We start from the raw sequence: 14,338 nt of genomic DNA on the forward strand, positions 1-14,338 counted from the left end.
TCGGGCCCTCGGTTCAGGCGCGGCACCCCGCCCGTCAGGCCCGGGCGGGGCCGGCCCGGGACGTCGCGGTGGCGTCCCGGGTCAGCCCCGGCAGCGGCGCGACACGGACCCGCGCCGTGACGATCAGGTCCAGTCCGTCGGCCCGGCATCCTGTCATCCGGCCGCCGTTGGCAGTGACCAGGTCGGCGGCGCGAGCGCAGGCGGCATCGGCGCCGTCGAGCACCTGCCCGGCACCCGCCAGCGCACCGAAGTCCGCCGCGTTGCGGGCCTGATGCCGCGCGCAACGGGCTGCCCCGAGCGCGGCGCCGAACGTCCCGACCAGCACGAACACCAGCCCGATCGCGAGCAGGCACACGGTCGCGCCGCCCCGGTCGGACTCCCGCCGTTTCCCGCGCCTGGTTGTTCCGGGCCCGCTTGCTGCGGTGCATGATCGGTCCGGCTCGATCGTGACCGGCAGTCCTTCCGCCATCAGCCGGCGCAAGGACGGGTCAGCCCGGGCACCGCCGGTGCTCACGGCACCGGCCCCGGCGCACCGGGTTCCACGGCGGCCACCGCCTCCCCCGACACGACCAGGCGAGGCAGCCGCGCACCGAGCGTCCGGACCGGCGCCCGGACCGTCGCCGTGACCCGATCGCCTGTCACCGTCACGGTCACCTCGGCTCCCTCCGGGGCGTACCGGCTTCCAGCGGCAGTGCCGGTCTCGCCCCGGGCCGCGGCGAGAGCCGCCTCCCGGGCCGCGTCGACACACGAGACCCGCACGCCCACCGCGTTCACCGCGGTCAGACCGGCGACGAGGAGCAGCATGAGCGCCGGCAGGCCGGCCGCCAGCTCGGCGGTGAACGAACCCCGCTCGCACGCGACCCACGAGCGCCACCGGCGCCACACCGTCCCGGCCCGGCGACCGACGGTGTCCTGGACGGAATCGGTCGACACGTCGAGCAAGTGGAGCCGCCGGCCACCACGGCCGGCCCGCCGGCGCCCGATCACTTCAGGGCCCGGTCGATGACGGCGGTCAGCGCGGACTGCACGTTGCCGGAGGTGAGCACCTTCAGCAGGATCCCGGCGAAGGCGACCGCGGCGAGGGTGCCCACGGCGTACTCGGCGGTGTTCATGCCGGCGTCACCCCGCAGGCGGGTGAAGAGCTTACGCATGTCGTACGTCCCTTCTCGATGGTTCACAGCACGTCGCCGAGAACGGCGACGATCACCGGCACCAGACCGGCGAGAATGAAGGCGGGCAGGAAGCACAGCCCGAGCGGCAGCACGATGAGCACTCCCGCGCGGCGGGCCGCCGCCTCGGCCGCGGTCGAGCGTTCGGCACGCAGGTCGTCGGCCAGCCGGGTCAGCGCGCGAGCCAGGGCGGCGCCGCTGTTCGACGAGCGCACCGCTGCCGCGACCACGGGCTCGGCCCCGGTCACGCCGTCCAGGTGCGACCAGGCTTCGCCAGGGCTGCCACCGAGCTGCAGAGTCCGGCCGACCCGGCCGAGTCGCTCCGCGAGTGGGCCGCCGAGCGCCTCCGCGACGGCGAGCACCGAGCGGTCGACCGGCGCGCCGGCCCGCAGCGCGGCGGCCAGCAGGTCCGCGGCCAGCGGCAGGTCGGCGGTCTCCCGCAGTCGCCGTTCCCGAGCGGCGCGTGGCTCGATCCGGCGCAGCAGACGGTCGGCGGCGACACCGGCCAGCAGCCCGAGGACCAGGCCCGTCGCACCGCCGACGACCACCGCCACGGCGACCCCGGCCAGCGCTGCGCCGAGGCGTACCCGATCCGGCCACCATGCTGGGCGAGTCGGCGGCGGCGCCGGGGCGAGCCGGCGCAGCCGCCGCGCCGGGCGGACGACCGGACCGGCGACGACCAGGAGCGACGCGGCGCCGCCGAGGCACACGGCGGCCAGCACCTGCCGCGACATCAGGCGGCCTGCCCGGGCGTGACGCCGAGCCGCTCGGCCCAGAGCAACCCACCGACCTGCAATACGACTGCCGCCACCGCGCTGCCACCGCCCACCGGCGTGTGCAGGAGCACCGCCACCGGGTCCACCCCGATGCCGTAGCCGAGACCGATCCCGCCGAGCGGCAGTGCGGCGAGCAGCCAGGCGGTCGCCCGCGCCCCGGCAGCCTGGGCGGCGGCAGCGGCAAGGCCCCGGTCGGCGGCGCGGGCGTCGGCCTCGATCCGTTCCAGGAGATCGGCCAGCGGCGCGCCCGTCCGGTCGGCCAGCCTCCCGGCGGCCAGGGCCAGCCGCGCCACGCGTCCCGGGCCGTCGTCGATGCCGCCGTCGGCGGGTAGTCCGGCCCGCAGGTCGGCGGCGACAGCGCCAAGCCGGTCGAGTTCGCGGCGGTGCGCGAGCGCCGCCGTCCGATGGGTACGCCGACGCAGCACCGCCCGGGCCGCGAGCACGCCGTAGGTGGCGAGCACCAGGGCGGCCACCGGACCACCGAGCAGCGCCCCGGTCACGGCGCCGCCCAGCGCCGCCACCGGCAGCACGCGTCCGGCGGAGAGCGCCGGAGCGGCAGGCGAGTGGTCGGCCGATCGATGCGAGTTCGCGCCGAGGCGGGCCCATCGCCGGACCCGCTGCGCCATCCCCGAAGCCGATGCCGGCCACCCGGAAGCCGCAGCCGGTTCGAGGTCCGGCCACCGTCGTGCTTGGTGCTCGGCTCCGGGGCGACGCCGTTCCCGGCCGCGGCCGGGTGGCCGGGCAGACGCCTTCGGCCCGGAGTCGAGCGGACGTCGTGGCGGCCGGGCCGGCGATGCCGGACCCGCACCCCTCGCCCGCTCAGCCGGGGTGCCGGCATCGCCAAGGATCGCCAGGCGCCGGGCGCGACCGGCCCGTACCGGCCAGGCGACGGCGACCGCCGCTGCGGCCAGGAGCAGGACCGCCGGCCAGAGGTGGCCGGTCACGACGGTTCCGCCGGGGTGGGCCACGCCGCCTGGAGGATCGGCGGCACCGGCGCTCCCCGCTCCCGCAGCAGGCCGGCGAGCAGCCGGGCCGCCGGGGCAGGACCTCGGCCGCGAGTCCAGGCCGGGACCACTGTCACCACCCGGTCGGGCCCGTCGGGCAGCAGCAGGCCGATGGAGTCCAGCACGCGCCCCTCGCCGGTACGGCGGAGCTGGAGGACGACCTGCAACGCGGCGGCGACCTGGGCGTGCAGCGCGAGCCGGGGCAGGCCACCGAGCATCCCCAGCGCCTCCAGCCGGGCCGGGACGTCGGCCGGGGCGTTGGCGTGCAACGTTCCCGCCCCGCCGTCGTGGCCGGTGTTCAGTGCGGCCAGCAGATCGACCACCTCGGCGCCCCGGCACTCGCCCACGACCAGCCGGTCCGGCCGCATCCGCAGCGCCTGCCGCACCAGATCACCGAGACCGACGGCACCGGCACCCTCGACGTTGGCCGTACGCGCCTGCAGGCCGATCACGTGCGGGTGCACCGGGCGCAGCTCGGCGGCGTCCTCCACCAGCACGATCCGCTCGGTGCCGGGCACCAGCCCGAGCAACGTGTTGAGCAGCGTCGTCTTGCCGGAGCCGGTACCGCCGCTGACCAGGTACGCGAGGCGGGCCGCCACGACTGCGGCGAGCAGTGGCGCGACCGGCCGGGGCACGGTGCCCCGCTCGACGAGTTCGTCCAGTGTGAACGGCCGCTGCCGGAAGGTACGCAGCGACAGGTACGGTCCGTCGGTCGCCACGGGAGGCAGCACCGCGTGCAGCCGGGTGCCGTCGGGCAACCGCGCGTCGGCGTACGGCGAGGCGTCGTCGAGCCGCCGGCCGGCGGCCGAGGTGAGGCGCTGCGCCAACCGGCGTACGTCGTCGAGCGTGCCCAGCGGCACGGCGACCTGTTGCAGTCCCCGGCCCCTGTCGACCCAGACCCGCACCCCGTTCACCAGCACGTCGGTGACCTGCGGGTCGGCGAGCAGCGGCGCCAGTGGCCCGGCGCCGACCAGATTGTCGTGCACCCGGTCGGCGATCCGTAGCAGCGTGGTGTCACCGAGTACCGCTGTCGCCGGTTCGGCGCGTACCGCGGAGACGATCGCGGCGGGTGTGACAGGGGTGGCCTCGGCGGCGAACCGGTGCCGGACCCGGGCCGCCAGCTCCCCCGGGTCGGCCGGCACGGTCATGCCGCACCCGCTGCGGACGACCCGACCAGTTCGTCCACGAGCCGCTGGCACAGCGCGGCGAGCGGCCCCTTCCCGCTCGCGCCCGGCGCCTCGCCCCGCTCGAGCCCGCGGCACAGTCCCGGCTCGGGTCGCAGCGTGCCGGCGAGCGGCAGTCCCAGCGCCCGGGCCACCTCTGCCGCGCGCAGCCGACCGGGCGCCGGGCCGCGCACGACTACAGACAGATCGACGCAGTGCGGCGCGGCGACGGCGGCGACCCGGGCTGCCGCGGCCGCTGCCCGCAGCTCGGCCGGTACGACGAGCAGCGCGCGATCGGCGGCCTGGAGCGCGACCACCGCCGCGTCGTCCAGGTGCCGGGGCAGGTCGAGCACGACCACGTCCCGCCCGCGCCGGCCCGCGTCGACGGTGGCAGCCATCGCCTCGGCCGGCAGGTGCCGCAGGTCGCCCCGGTCCCAGGAGAGCACCACCAGGTCGCCTCGGCTGGGCAACGCGCGGATCAGCGACGGCGGGTCGACCCGCCCGTCCGTGCCGGCCAGTTCGGGCCAGCGCAACCCGTCGAGCTGCTCCCACCCGAGCACCAGGTCGAGACCGCCACCGAGCGGGTCGGCGTCGACGAGCAGCGTCCGCAGCCGGGACCGGGCCGCGCTGACGGCGAGCCCACCCGCCAGCACGCTGGCTCCGGCGCCGCCCCGGCCGCCGAGCACCGCCACCACCCGGCCCGAGCCCGGGCCGACCGGGCCGGCCACGCACTCGGCGAACCGGTCGACCAGCCAGGGCTCGGCCGCCGGCAGCGTCGCGACGTGCTCCGCGCCGACGAGTTCGGCCAACTCCGTACCCGGATCGAGCTCTCCGGAGCGACCGACCAGGACCGTGCGGGCGCGGCGGGGAAGGCGTGCCCGCAGGCAGGCCGCCGCCTGGTCGGCGCCGATGAGGACCAGCGGCGCCGGGGCCCAGCGGGCCCGGGCGGCGGCCGGATCCGCCGCCAGCTCGACCTCGGTGCCGCCGGCGGCCGCGAGTCGCAGCAGCTCGTCGAGAAGGTCGCCGTCGGACGTGACGAGCAGGGGCAGGCGACGGTACGGCGGGAGCGGAGTACGGGGCGGCATGGCGGCCTCCAACTGTCGAACTCGGACGTGCCGGGATGCAGCCTGCCCGGCCGGAGGAGGCGAGGTCTGTGCCCTGTGGACAAGCAAAGGGGTTGTGGACAGACCTCGGCGAGCCGGTTGATCTGCTATGTGCCGGAGACGGGAGAAACGATTCGCCCACCGGGCATTGACGGCAGGGATGATCAGTAACGGATAATCGGGGCCCCTCGCCGCTCAATGGACGGCACCCGCTTGCGGAATCGAGGCCATGACCGATTCACCGCGCCCCCTCGCGACCCCCTCGGTTCGACCCCACTCGCGGTCCGCCCCGACGGCCGGTGGCCAGGTGTGGCTACGCGATCCGTCGCCGATGCTGCTCGCCGCGATCGCCCTCGGGCTCGTGGTGCTGGCGAGCATCGTCAGCGTCTTCGCCGCACCGCGTCGCCCCGACCTCCCGCCGCCGCTCGAAGGTCAGGCGATCCTGGCCTCCCCGACCCGGGCGGAGTCGGTGACGGAGACGCCGGAGAAGTCCTACGCGCCGCCGTCGGTGTCGTTCTCCAGCCGCGCCGTGGCGCCGACCCGCACCACCGCACCCACTCGCCGCGCCGCCCCGAGCAGCCGGGCGGCCTCTCCGGCGCCCACGCGTCCCCGGCCGAAGCCGCCGGTGGTCAGGCCCGGGGACCTTGCTCCGCTACCGGCCTCGCGCGAGTCGCGGCTGCGCTCGCACGGCGGTGGTCCGTCGACGTTCATCGACTTCGTCAACACCCGGGAGTCGACAGTCGTGGTCCACTGGATCAACTACGACGGCCGCCGACAGCAGTACGCGGTGCTGCGGCCCGGGCAGTCGTACCGGCAGCAGACGTACGTCGGTCATCCGTGGGTCGTGGCCGACGAGCGGGGCCGAGGGCTGGTGTGCTTCGAGCCGGCCCGGCAGACGCTGCGCGCGGTGATCCGGTAACTCCCTTGCCGGGCCCCGCCGGCGGCTGCCACGCTCCGTCGAGTGATCGACAAGCCTGACATCGACGAGCGGATGCTGGCGGCGGAGGTCGCCGCCGCCTGGTCGGTGGATGTCACCCACCTGGCGTTCATGCCGGTCGGACTCGACGGGCAGGCGTGGGCGTACCGGGTGGAGACGTCCGACGGCGGGCGCTACTTCCTGAAGGTGCGGCGGGGTGACTTCACGCCGGCCGCCGTCCTGCTGCCCGGCTTACTCCGGGCGCAGGGCCTTCGGCAGGTGGTCGCGCCGCTGAACCTTCGCCTCCATGGCGGGGTCGCACGTCGATTCGGGGACTATCGGCTACTGCTCTACCCGTTCCACGACGGCGGCAGCCTGTGGGGGCGCGGCCTCACCGACCGCCAGTGGATCGAGTACGGCGAGTTCCTGGGCCGGCTGCACCGGGTCACGCCGAGCGCGGAGGTCGCCGCCGTCCTGCCGGCCGAGACGTACCGGTCGAGCGCGGGCGAGCGGTTGCGCACCCTCGGCGGGCAGGCCGCGACGAGCGAGGTCCTCGGCGCCTTCTGGAAGCGGTACGGTGACGCGCTGCACCGGCTGGCGGAGACCGTCGACGACCTGGCGTCGCGCGTGACGCCGGGGCAGCACGTCATCTGCCACGCCGACATCCATCCCGGCAACCTGATCGCCGACGGCGACGGTCCCCTGCACGTCGTGGACTGGGACGCGCCGATCCTCGCGCCGCGCGAGCGGGACCTCATGTTCGTCTACAGCACCGACTTCGGCGACCACCCGATCAACGGGCGCCGGGCCGAACTCTTCCGCGAAGGCTACGGGGCGCTGGAGCCGGACCCGATCCTGCTGAGTTACTACCGCAGTGAGCGGCACCTCGACGACGTCGCGGCGATTCTGGGCAGCATCCTCGATCCGGAGGCCAGTGCGGAGTCGCGGGCCAATGATCTGCACTGGCTCACCCGCATCGCCGAGGCGGTGGCCGACCCCGGTTACCGGCCCTGATCTCGGGGCGGAACGCGGACCGCGCAAAGGGACGACCCCCGTCGGGGGGAGACGGGGGTCGTCTTGTGGTTCGGCTCCGGGGGGGTCGAGCCGAACCGACTCAGCGGTTACGGGGGGTGCAACCGCCGAGGCCTATCGACGCCGGGTATGCGAACTCCCGTCGCGAGGACAAGCATGCCGCAGTCGACCCTTATACGTCGAGTGTTGTTCACTCCACGCAAAGCTAAATTCATCGATAGCTGCCTGTGACCGCCGTCACTCCACCGGGTGCTCATCGGCTTTCCCGACCCGCGCGGACGCCTCCGCGTCTCCGGTCGGGCTAGACTTTCGCGCCGTGGGCCGTAGCGCCGCTTTCTTCGATCTCGACAAGACCGTCATCGCCAAGTCGAGCGCCCTGGCGTTCGGTCGGCCGTTCTACCGGGACGGGCTGATCACTCGGCGTGACGTGGTCAAGTCGGCGTACGCGCAGTTGATGTTCCGGCTGGGCGGCACCGACGAGCAGACCATGGCCCGCACCCGGGACTACCTCGCCACGCTCTGCAAGGGCTGGCCGGTGGAACAGGTCCGCCAGATCGTCGCGGAGACACTCCACGAACTGATCAACCCCTATGTGTACGCCGAGGCAGCCGCCCTGATCGAGGAGCACCAGGCCGCCGGGCGGGACGTCGTACTGGTCTCCGCCTCCGGCGACGAGATGGTCCGGCCGATCGGTGAGCTGCTCGGGATCACCGACGTGATCGCCACCCGGATGGGTGTGGTGGACGGCCGCTACAGCGGCGAGGTCGAGTTCTACGCGGCCGGCCCGAGCAAGGTCGAGGCGGTCAGCGAACTGGCTCTGGAGCGCGACTACGACCTGGCCGACTCGTACGCGTACTCCGACTCGTACTCGGATCGGCCGCTGCTGGAGTGCGTGGGGCATCCGACGGTGGTCAACCCGGACCGCGCGTTGCGCAAGCTGGCGGTGGAGAACGCGTGGCCGGTGCTGGAGTTCCGGCACCCGATCCCGCTGGGCCGGCGGCTGCGCGAGCGGCCGGCGGTGCCGGTCGCGGCGGCGGCACTCGGTGTGGGCGTCGGCGTGGCCATCGGCATCGCCTGGTACGGCCGACACCGGCGCACCCGCGCCGCCGCACCGACCGCCTGACACCCCGCGCGCCCGTCAGGACGCGGCGAGGATCTCGTCGCCGATCAGCGTGATCTGGTCGGCGCCGACCTCCACCGCCGTCATGTAGTGCCGCAGCCAGGAGCGCAGGCCGTCGGGCGTGCCGGTGGCGAACGCGCCGGCCGCGCCCACGTACTCCGGTTCGCGCTCGCGGTGACCGACGTCCACCGCGACCAGCCCGCGGGGATCGAACCCGGTGGAGATCAGCACCAGCCGGGCGGCGGCGCGGGCCACCACCCCGGACGGGCCCGGGAACGGGCGCAGGTTCAGCAGCTCGCCGTGGACGACGGCGGCCAGCACCAGCGGTGGCACCTTGGTGCCGCCGGCCACCAGGGCGGCCAGGCCGTCGAGGCGGGCCGCGACCACCGGGTCGGCGACCGGGCGGCCCAGTTCCTCCTCGGTCACCACGTCGCGGGCGGCGAGTACGTGCAGCCGGGCCATCACCTGCCGGGGCGCCTTGGGCCAAAGGTCACTCAGCCCGGGCAGCGCCCCGGCGACCCGCAGCGCGCCCTGGAGCACGGGGTCGGTGACGGTGCCGGCGCGTACCTCTTCGCGGTCGTGGACGCGGCCCTCCAGCGCGGCGCTGGCCACGGCGGAGCGGAGGCTGACCTCGGCGGCGACCTGGCCGCCCTGGCGGCGCAGCGCGCGGTGCCGGTGGGCCTGGTCGACCCGCTCGCGGGCCTGGTCGACGGCGGTGGCGACGTCGGCGAGCGCGAGCAGCGGGGCGAGCGGATCGGTGGTCACCCCGTCACGCTAGCGACCACCGGACTCCTCCCGAGCCCGGGGTTGTTAATAAGGGGCCCTTCCTCTACCGGAGGCGTTAACAAGGGGCCCTTCCTTACACCTCGGCGCGGGGAGGAGGCCGCTGGGCGCGCGGTGCGGGGCGGGGCGGTCGCGGCCGGGGTACGCCGGGACTAACCTTCCCCGCATCAGGAGACGCAGGTCACGCGACGAAGGAGTCACCGCATGAGCGAGGCATTGGCCAACTTGCTGAACGAGACGCGCCAGTTCCCGCCGCCGGCTGAACTCGCCGCGAACGCCAACGTGACCGCCGAGGCGTACGAGGAGGCGGCCGGTGACCGGCTGGCCTTCTGGGAGCGCCAGGCCGGCCGGCTGGCCTGGGCCCAGCAGTGGGAGCAGGTGCTCGACTGGTCGAACGCCCCGTTCGCGAAGTGGTTCACCGGCGGCAAGCTCAACGTGGCGTACAACTGCCTGGACCGGCACGTCGAGGCGGGTCTCGGCGACAAGGTGGCGATCCACTGGGAGGGCGAGCCCGGCGACACCCGTACCGTCACCTACGCCGACCTGCACCGGCTCACCTGCCAGGCGGCGAACGCGCTGACCGAGCTGGGCGTGACCGCCGGTGACCGGGTGGCGATCTACCTGCCGATGATCCCGGAGGCGGCGGTGGCGATGCTCGCCTGCGCCCGGGTCGGCGCCACGCACAGCGTGGTGTTCGGCGGCTTCTCCGCCGACGCGCTCACCAACCGGATCCAGGACGCCAGCGCCAAGGTGGTGATCACCGCGGACGGCGGTTTCCGCCGGGGCAAGCCGTCGGCGCTCAAGCCGACGGTGGACGAGGCGGTGGCGAACTGCCCGTCGGTGGAGCACGTGCTGGTGGTCCGGCGCACCGGTGAGGAGGTCGCCTGGTCGGCCAAGGACCACTGGTGGCACGAGACGGTGGAGACGGCGTCGCCGGAGCACGAGGCGCAGGCGTTCGACGCCGAGCACCCGCTGTTCATCCTCTACACCAGCGGCACGACGGCCCGGCCGAAGGGCATCCTGCACACCACCGGCGGCTACCTGACCCAGGCGTCGTACACCACCCACGCGGTGTTCGACCTGAAGCCGGAGACGGACGTGTACTGGTGCACCGCCGACATCGGCTGGGTGACCGGGCACTCCTACATCGTGTACGGCCCGCTCTCCAACGGCGCCACCCAGGTCATGTACGAGGGCACGCCGGACACCCCGCACAAGGGCCGGTTCTGGGAGGTCGTCGACAAGTACAAGGTGACCATCCTGTACACCGCGCCGACGCTGATCCGCACCATGATGAAGTGGGGCGAGGACATCCCGGCCGGGTACGACCTGTCGTCGCTGCGCCTGCTCGGCAGCGTCGGTGAGCCGATCAACCCGGAGGCGTGGATCTGGTACCGGCAGCACGTCGGGCGCGGCGAGCTGCCGGTGGTGGACACCTGGTGGCAGACCGAGACCGGCGCCATCATGATCTCGCCACTGCCCGGTGTGACCGAGGCGAAGCCCGGCTCGGCGATGAGCCCGCTGCCCGGCATCGTCGCCGACGTGGTCGACGACCAGGGCCAGTCGGTGCCGAACGGCGGCGGCGGGTACCTGGTGCTGAAGGAGCCGTGGCCGTCGATGCTGCGGACGATCTGGGGCGACGACAACCGGTTCCTGGAGACCTACTGGTCCCGGTTCGGCGCGGGCGCGAACACCGGCGACGAGTGGGTCTACTTCGCCGGTGACGGCGCCAAGAAGGACGACGACGGGCACATCTGGCTGCTCGGCCGGGTGGACGACGTGATGCTGGTGTCCGGTCACAACATCTCCACGACGGAGGTGGAGTCGGCGCTGGTGAGCCACCCGTCGGTGGCGGAGGCGGCGGTGGTCGGCGCGACCGACCCGACCACCGGCCAGGCGATCGTCGCGTTCGCCATCCCGCGCGGCAGCACGGAGATCTCGGGTGACGCGGGCGAGCAGCTCATCGCCGAGCTGCGCAACCACGTGGCGAAGACGCTCGGCCCGATCGCCAAGCCGCGGCAGATCATGCTGGTGCCGGAGTTGCCGAAGACCCGCTCCGGCAAGATCATGCGCCGGCTGCTGCGGGACGTGGCGGAGAACCGGTCGCTCGGCGACGTGACCACGCTCCAGGACTCCTCGGTGATGGATCTGATCTCGTCGGGGATGAGCGGCGGCAAGTCCGACGAGGACTGACCACAGCCCGACCAGGGGGCGGACCGCACTGCGGTCCGCCCCTTCGTCGTATCCGGGATCCGCGCTGGTCGATCGGTGGACCCGAGCTGACCTGATCGGCCAGAGCACTTTTCCACCACTGTCGATGTCGCTGCTTGTCGGTTACGTTCAGCCGCACCGGCGGATTTCGACGAGCGTCAGTGAGACGGCCGGTTCCCCACCATTCCCTACGAACGGAGTGGCATGCTCCCCATGTCGCAGCACAGGGCACGGCGACGCTTACTCGTCGCGCTGCCCGCCATCGCGCTCGCGGCCACGTCGCTGACCGTGACGGGCAGCGCGGCGGCTCAGCCGGCCCGATCCGCACCGGTCACGATCGGGGCGGACGAGCACTACATCAACTACGCCGAGCCCGAGGTCCAGCCGGACACCGGCGGCAAGGAGGTCAAGGGCCGCGACGGCGTCTTCTCCTCGCCCGCCGACGAGGCCCGCGCCTACGACCGCAAGTACGCCGGGGGCAACCCGGTCGCCGCCCGCGAGCTGGCCAAGCTGGAGGCCAAGTCCATCCGGACCGGTCATAGCCCGCGGAAGATCAAGAAGGCCAAGAGCACGCAGACCGCCAAGCTGCTGACGCTGCTCGTCGAGTTCAACGACAAGGCCAACGACGACTTCACGAACGTGATGGTCCCGAAGACGGTGTTCGAGGACCGCACCTGCGTTCCCGGCACCGTGCAGAACGGGCCGCGGCACAACACGATCCCGAACCCGGCCACGCTGCCGCACAAGGACAACAACTCGATGTGGGTGCCGGACTTCTCCCCGGCCCACTACGACAAGATGCTGTACAGCAAGAAGGGCATCACCGAGCGGGTCCGCAAGGACCTGAAGGGGCCGGACGGCAAGCCGGGCATCAGCCTCGCCGGGCGGACCATGCACAACATGTACCTGGAGATGTCCAAGGGCGCGTACACCGTGGACGGGCAGGCCAGCCCGTGGATCACGGTGCCGCACTCGGAGGGCTGGTACGCCGCCTCACGCTGCTTCCAGGACGAGAACGGCAACTGGGTCGCCGGACGTGAGCAGTCGATGAACGGCCACCCGGACAACCCGCAGGGCGCGGGCCGGCTCGCCACCGACGCGATCGACGCGCTGGCCGCCGCCGACCCGAACTTCCCGTGGGCCGACTACGACATCGAGGACCAGAGCGACCGCGACGGCGACGGCAACTACCACGAGCCGGACGGCGTGATCGACCACCTGGTGCTGGTGCACGCCAACCAGGGCAAGTCCCGTGGCGGCGGCGACGTCGGGATCTACTCGGTCTGGGCGCACTCCTCGACCGTGACCGGCGGCTACACGATCCCGGGCACCAACCTGAAGGTGTCGAACTACATCGTGCAGCCGGAGGACGCCGGCGTCGGCGTCTTCGCCCACGAGTTCGGGCACGACCTGGGCCTGCCGGACCTCTACGACACCTCCGGCAACGCCGACTCCGACGTGGACTTCTGGGACCTGATGGCGTCCGGCTCGCACTCCGGCGAGATCTTCCAGGCGCTGCCCACCCACATGGGTCTCTGGGACAAGTGGGTGCTGGGCTGGGCCGAGCCGAAGACGTTCGGGCCGGGTGACCGGGCCAAGCTGGTCAAGCTCGGGCAGACGTCGCGTACGCCGGTCGGCACCGAGGACGGCATCAAGATCGACCTGCCGGACAAGGTGATCTCGCTGGCCACGCCGCACAGCGGCGGGAACATGTGGTACTCCGGCGCCGACCAGAACTGGGCCGACGTCAAGCTCAGCCGCACGGTGACCGTCCCGAACGCCGCTGACGCGAAGTTCTGGATGTGGAACAACTACGTCATCGAGGCGGACTGGGACTTCGGCTTCGTCGAGGTCTCCACCGACGGCGGCGCCACCTGGAACGAGCAGAAGGTGTACGCCGAGGGCGGCGCGCTGGTCTCCACGAACGACGGCTACGCCGACCCGAACGGCCGCATGGTCGACTTCGGCAACAAGAAGTACGGCCTGACCGGCAGCACCGGCGGCTGGCGGCACGACTACGTCGACCTGTCGTCGTTCGCCGGGCAGACCGTGCAGGTGCGGCTGCGGTACGCGACCGACGAGGCGTTCGTGGAGCGCGGCTGGTTCGCCGACGACTTCTCGGTGACCGGCGGTGGCGCGACCACGTGGAGCGACGACGTGGAGAGCGGCGCGGCGGGCTGGACCCAGACCGGCGGCACCTTCACCGACACCAGCGGCGCGGGTTGGTACATCGACTCGGGCACGCAGGTGAAGTCGCACTACTACCTCGCCGAGTGGCGTAACTTCGACGGCTTCGACAAGGGCCTGAAGTACACCTACGACACCGTCTACTCGCACGAGGCGTGGAAGGTCGACCGGATCGCGTACAACGCGCCGGGCATGCTGGTCTGGTACCGGGACACCCAGCTCGGCGACGTCAACCACGTCACCGCGCAGATGACCGCCCTGCCCAGCTACGGCGCGAAGGGCGGTCTGCTGATCGTCGACTCGCACAACGACCCGCTGCGCCGCAAGGGCGTCGCGGCCGAGAAGGACCCGTCGGTGCTGAAGAACCTGCCCAGCCGGCCGCAGTCCTCCAACGCCGCGTTCGGCCTGAAGCCCACGTACCCGTTCAAGGAGTGCCTGGAGGCGGCGGACGAGCCGTACAGCGAGTACTGCACGAAGTTCGGCCCGCAGGCTCCGGTGCGTGGCTTCACCGACGCCAAGGGCTGGTACCCGGGCATCGAGATCCGCGACGGCGCCGCGTACGCGCGGGACAACGACGCCTCGGTGGTCATCCCGTCGCGGGGCAACCAGCAGTACACGACCCGGGTGGTGAACCCGGACGGCACGCCGGCGACGGACTACTACGGTTCGACGCTGGGTGGCGGGGCGATCGTGCTCGGCACCGGCAACCCGGGTGACGCGGGCGTCCAGTACGGCGTCTCGATCATCATCAAGCGGGCCGCGAAGGACAACTCGTACGCCCAGGTGTACGTGGTTCCGCCGCGGAGCTGAGCCGTACGTTCAAACCGGAACCGGAATGACCGGAAAATGAGCTGAAGATGCTCGATGGGGGAAG

General features: G+C 73.0%; 13 protein-coding genes. 5 read left to right on the forward strand and 8 right to left on the reverse strand.

The window, feature by feature from the left end; genetic code table 11:
• Positions 1–34: 34 nt before the first annotated feature.
• The 7 genes from O7604_RS07490 to ssd form a co-directional block, all read right to left on the reverse strand.
• Positions 35–445: an Rv3654c family TadE-like protein gene (locus O7604_RS07490; protein WP_281579929.1), complete on the reverse strand. Its 411-nt coding sequence runs from the start codon at positions 443–445 to the stop codon at positions 35–37.
• Positions 446–510: 65 nt separating this feature from the next.
• Positions 511–885 (reverse strand): TadE family type IV pilus minor pilin, encoded by a 375-nt coding sequence (locus tag O7604_RS07495; RefSeq protein ID WP_281579930.1) that lies wholly within the window; start codon positions 883–885, stop codon positions 511–513.
• A gap of 98 nt (positions 886–983) precedes the next feature.
• Positions 984–1,151, reverse strand: a complete 168-nt coding sequence (locus O7604_RS07500) for a DUF4244 domain-containing protein (RefSeq protein WP_216931686.1) — start codon at positions 1,149–1,151, stop codon at positions 984–986.
• A gap of 23 nt (positions 1,152–1,174) precedes the next feature.
• Positions 1,175–1,903 carry a type II secretion system F family protein gene (locus O7604_RS07505; protein ID WP_269702779.1) on the reverse strand — a complete coding sequence of 243 codons (729 nt, stop codon included), beginning with the start codon at positions 1,901–1,903 and terminating at the stop codon, positions 1,175–1,177.
• Positions 1,903–2,889 carry a hypothetical protein gene (locus tag O7604_RS07510; protein WP_281579236.1) on the reverse strand — a complete coding sequence of 329 codons (987 nt, stop codon included), beginning with the start codon at positions 2,887–2,889 and terminating at the stop codon, positions 1,903–1,905. The genes O7604_RS07505 and O7604_RS07510 overlap by 1 nt, the downstream gene beginning before the upstream one ends.
• Positions 2,886–4,097, reverse strand: a complete 1,212-nt coding sequence (locus O7604_RS07515) for a TadA family conjugal transfer-associated ATPase (RefSeq protein ID WP_281579237.1) — start codon at positions 4,095–4,097, stop codon at positions 2,886–2,888. Before O7604_RS07515 ends, O7604_RS07510 begins: the two co-directional genes overlap by 4 nt.
• Positions 4,094–5,197 carry a septum site-determining protein Ssd gene (gene ssd, locus O7604_RS07520; RefSeq protein WP_281579238.1) on the reverse strand — a complete coding sequence of 368 codons (1,104 nt, stop codon included), beginning with the start codon at positions 5,195–5,197 and terminating at the stop codon, positions 4,094–4,096. The genes O7604_RS07515 and ssd overlap by 4 nt, the downstream gene beginning before the upstream one ends.
• Positions 5,198–5,522: 325 nt before the next feature.
• Between ssd and O7604_RS07525 the strand changes: the two genes are divergently transcribed.
• From O7604_RS07525 to O7604_RS07535, 3 genes are all read left to right on the forward strand, one after another.
• Complete coding sequence (locus O7604_RS07525) at positions 5,523–6,134, forward strand: hypothetical protein (RefSeq protein ID WP_281579239.1); 612 nt, start codon at positions 5,523–5,525, stop codon at positions 6,132–6,134.
• Positions 6,135–6,176: 42 nt separating this feature from the next.
• On the forward strand, positions 6,177–7,145 hold the full coding sequence (locus tag O7604_RS07530) for an aminoglycoside phosphotransferase family protein (protein WP_281579240.1): 969 nt from the start codon (positions 6,177–6,179) through the stop codon (positions 7,143–7,145).
• A 334-nt stretch (positions 7,146–7,479) separates the two neighbouring features.
• The gene (locus O7604_RS07535) at positions 7,480–8,286 is read left to right on the forward strand and encodes an HAD-IB family hydrolase (protein ID WP_013283636.1); all 807 of its coding nucleotides are present in this window, start codon (positions 7,480–7,482) and stop codon (positions 8,284–8,286) included.
• Between the two features lie 15 nt (positions 8,287–8,301).
• On the opposite strand, the gene O7604_RS07540 is transcribed toward O7604_RS07535, so the two are convergent.
• Positions 8,302–9,048 carry an oxidoreductase gene (locus tag O7604_RS07540; RefSeq protein ID WP_269702790.1) on the reverse strand — a complete coding sequence of 249 codons (747 nt, stop codon included), beginning with the start codon at positions 9,046–9,048 and terminating at the stop codon, positions 8,302–8,304.
• A gap of 222 nt (positions 9,049–9,270) precedes the next feature.
• On the opposite strand from O7604_RS07540, the gene acs reads away from it, so the two are divergent.
• Together acs and O7604_RS07550 are read left to right on the forward strand one after the other, a co-directional pair.
• Entirely contained in the window at positions 9,271–11,259 is a 1,989-nt protein-coding gene (gene acs / locus O7604_RS07545) for an acetate--CoA ligase (RefSeq protein ID WP_269702792.1), read from the forward strand.
• A gap of 231 nt (positions 11,260–11,490) precedes the next feature.
• Positions 11,491–14,274 (forward strand): immune inhibitor A domain-containing protein, encoded by a 2,784-nt coding sequence (locus tag O7604_RS07550; protein ID WP_281579241.1) that lies wholly within the window; start codon positions 11,491–11,493, stop codon positions 14,272–14,274.
• Positions 14,275–14,338: the final 64 nt, after the last annotated feature.

The organism is Micromonospora sp. WMMA1947 (genome assembly GCF_027497355.1).
Lineage (GTDB): Bacteria > Actinomycetota > Actinomycetes > Mycobacteriales > Micromonosporaceae > Micromonospora.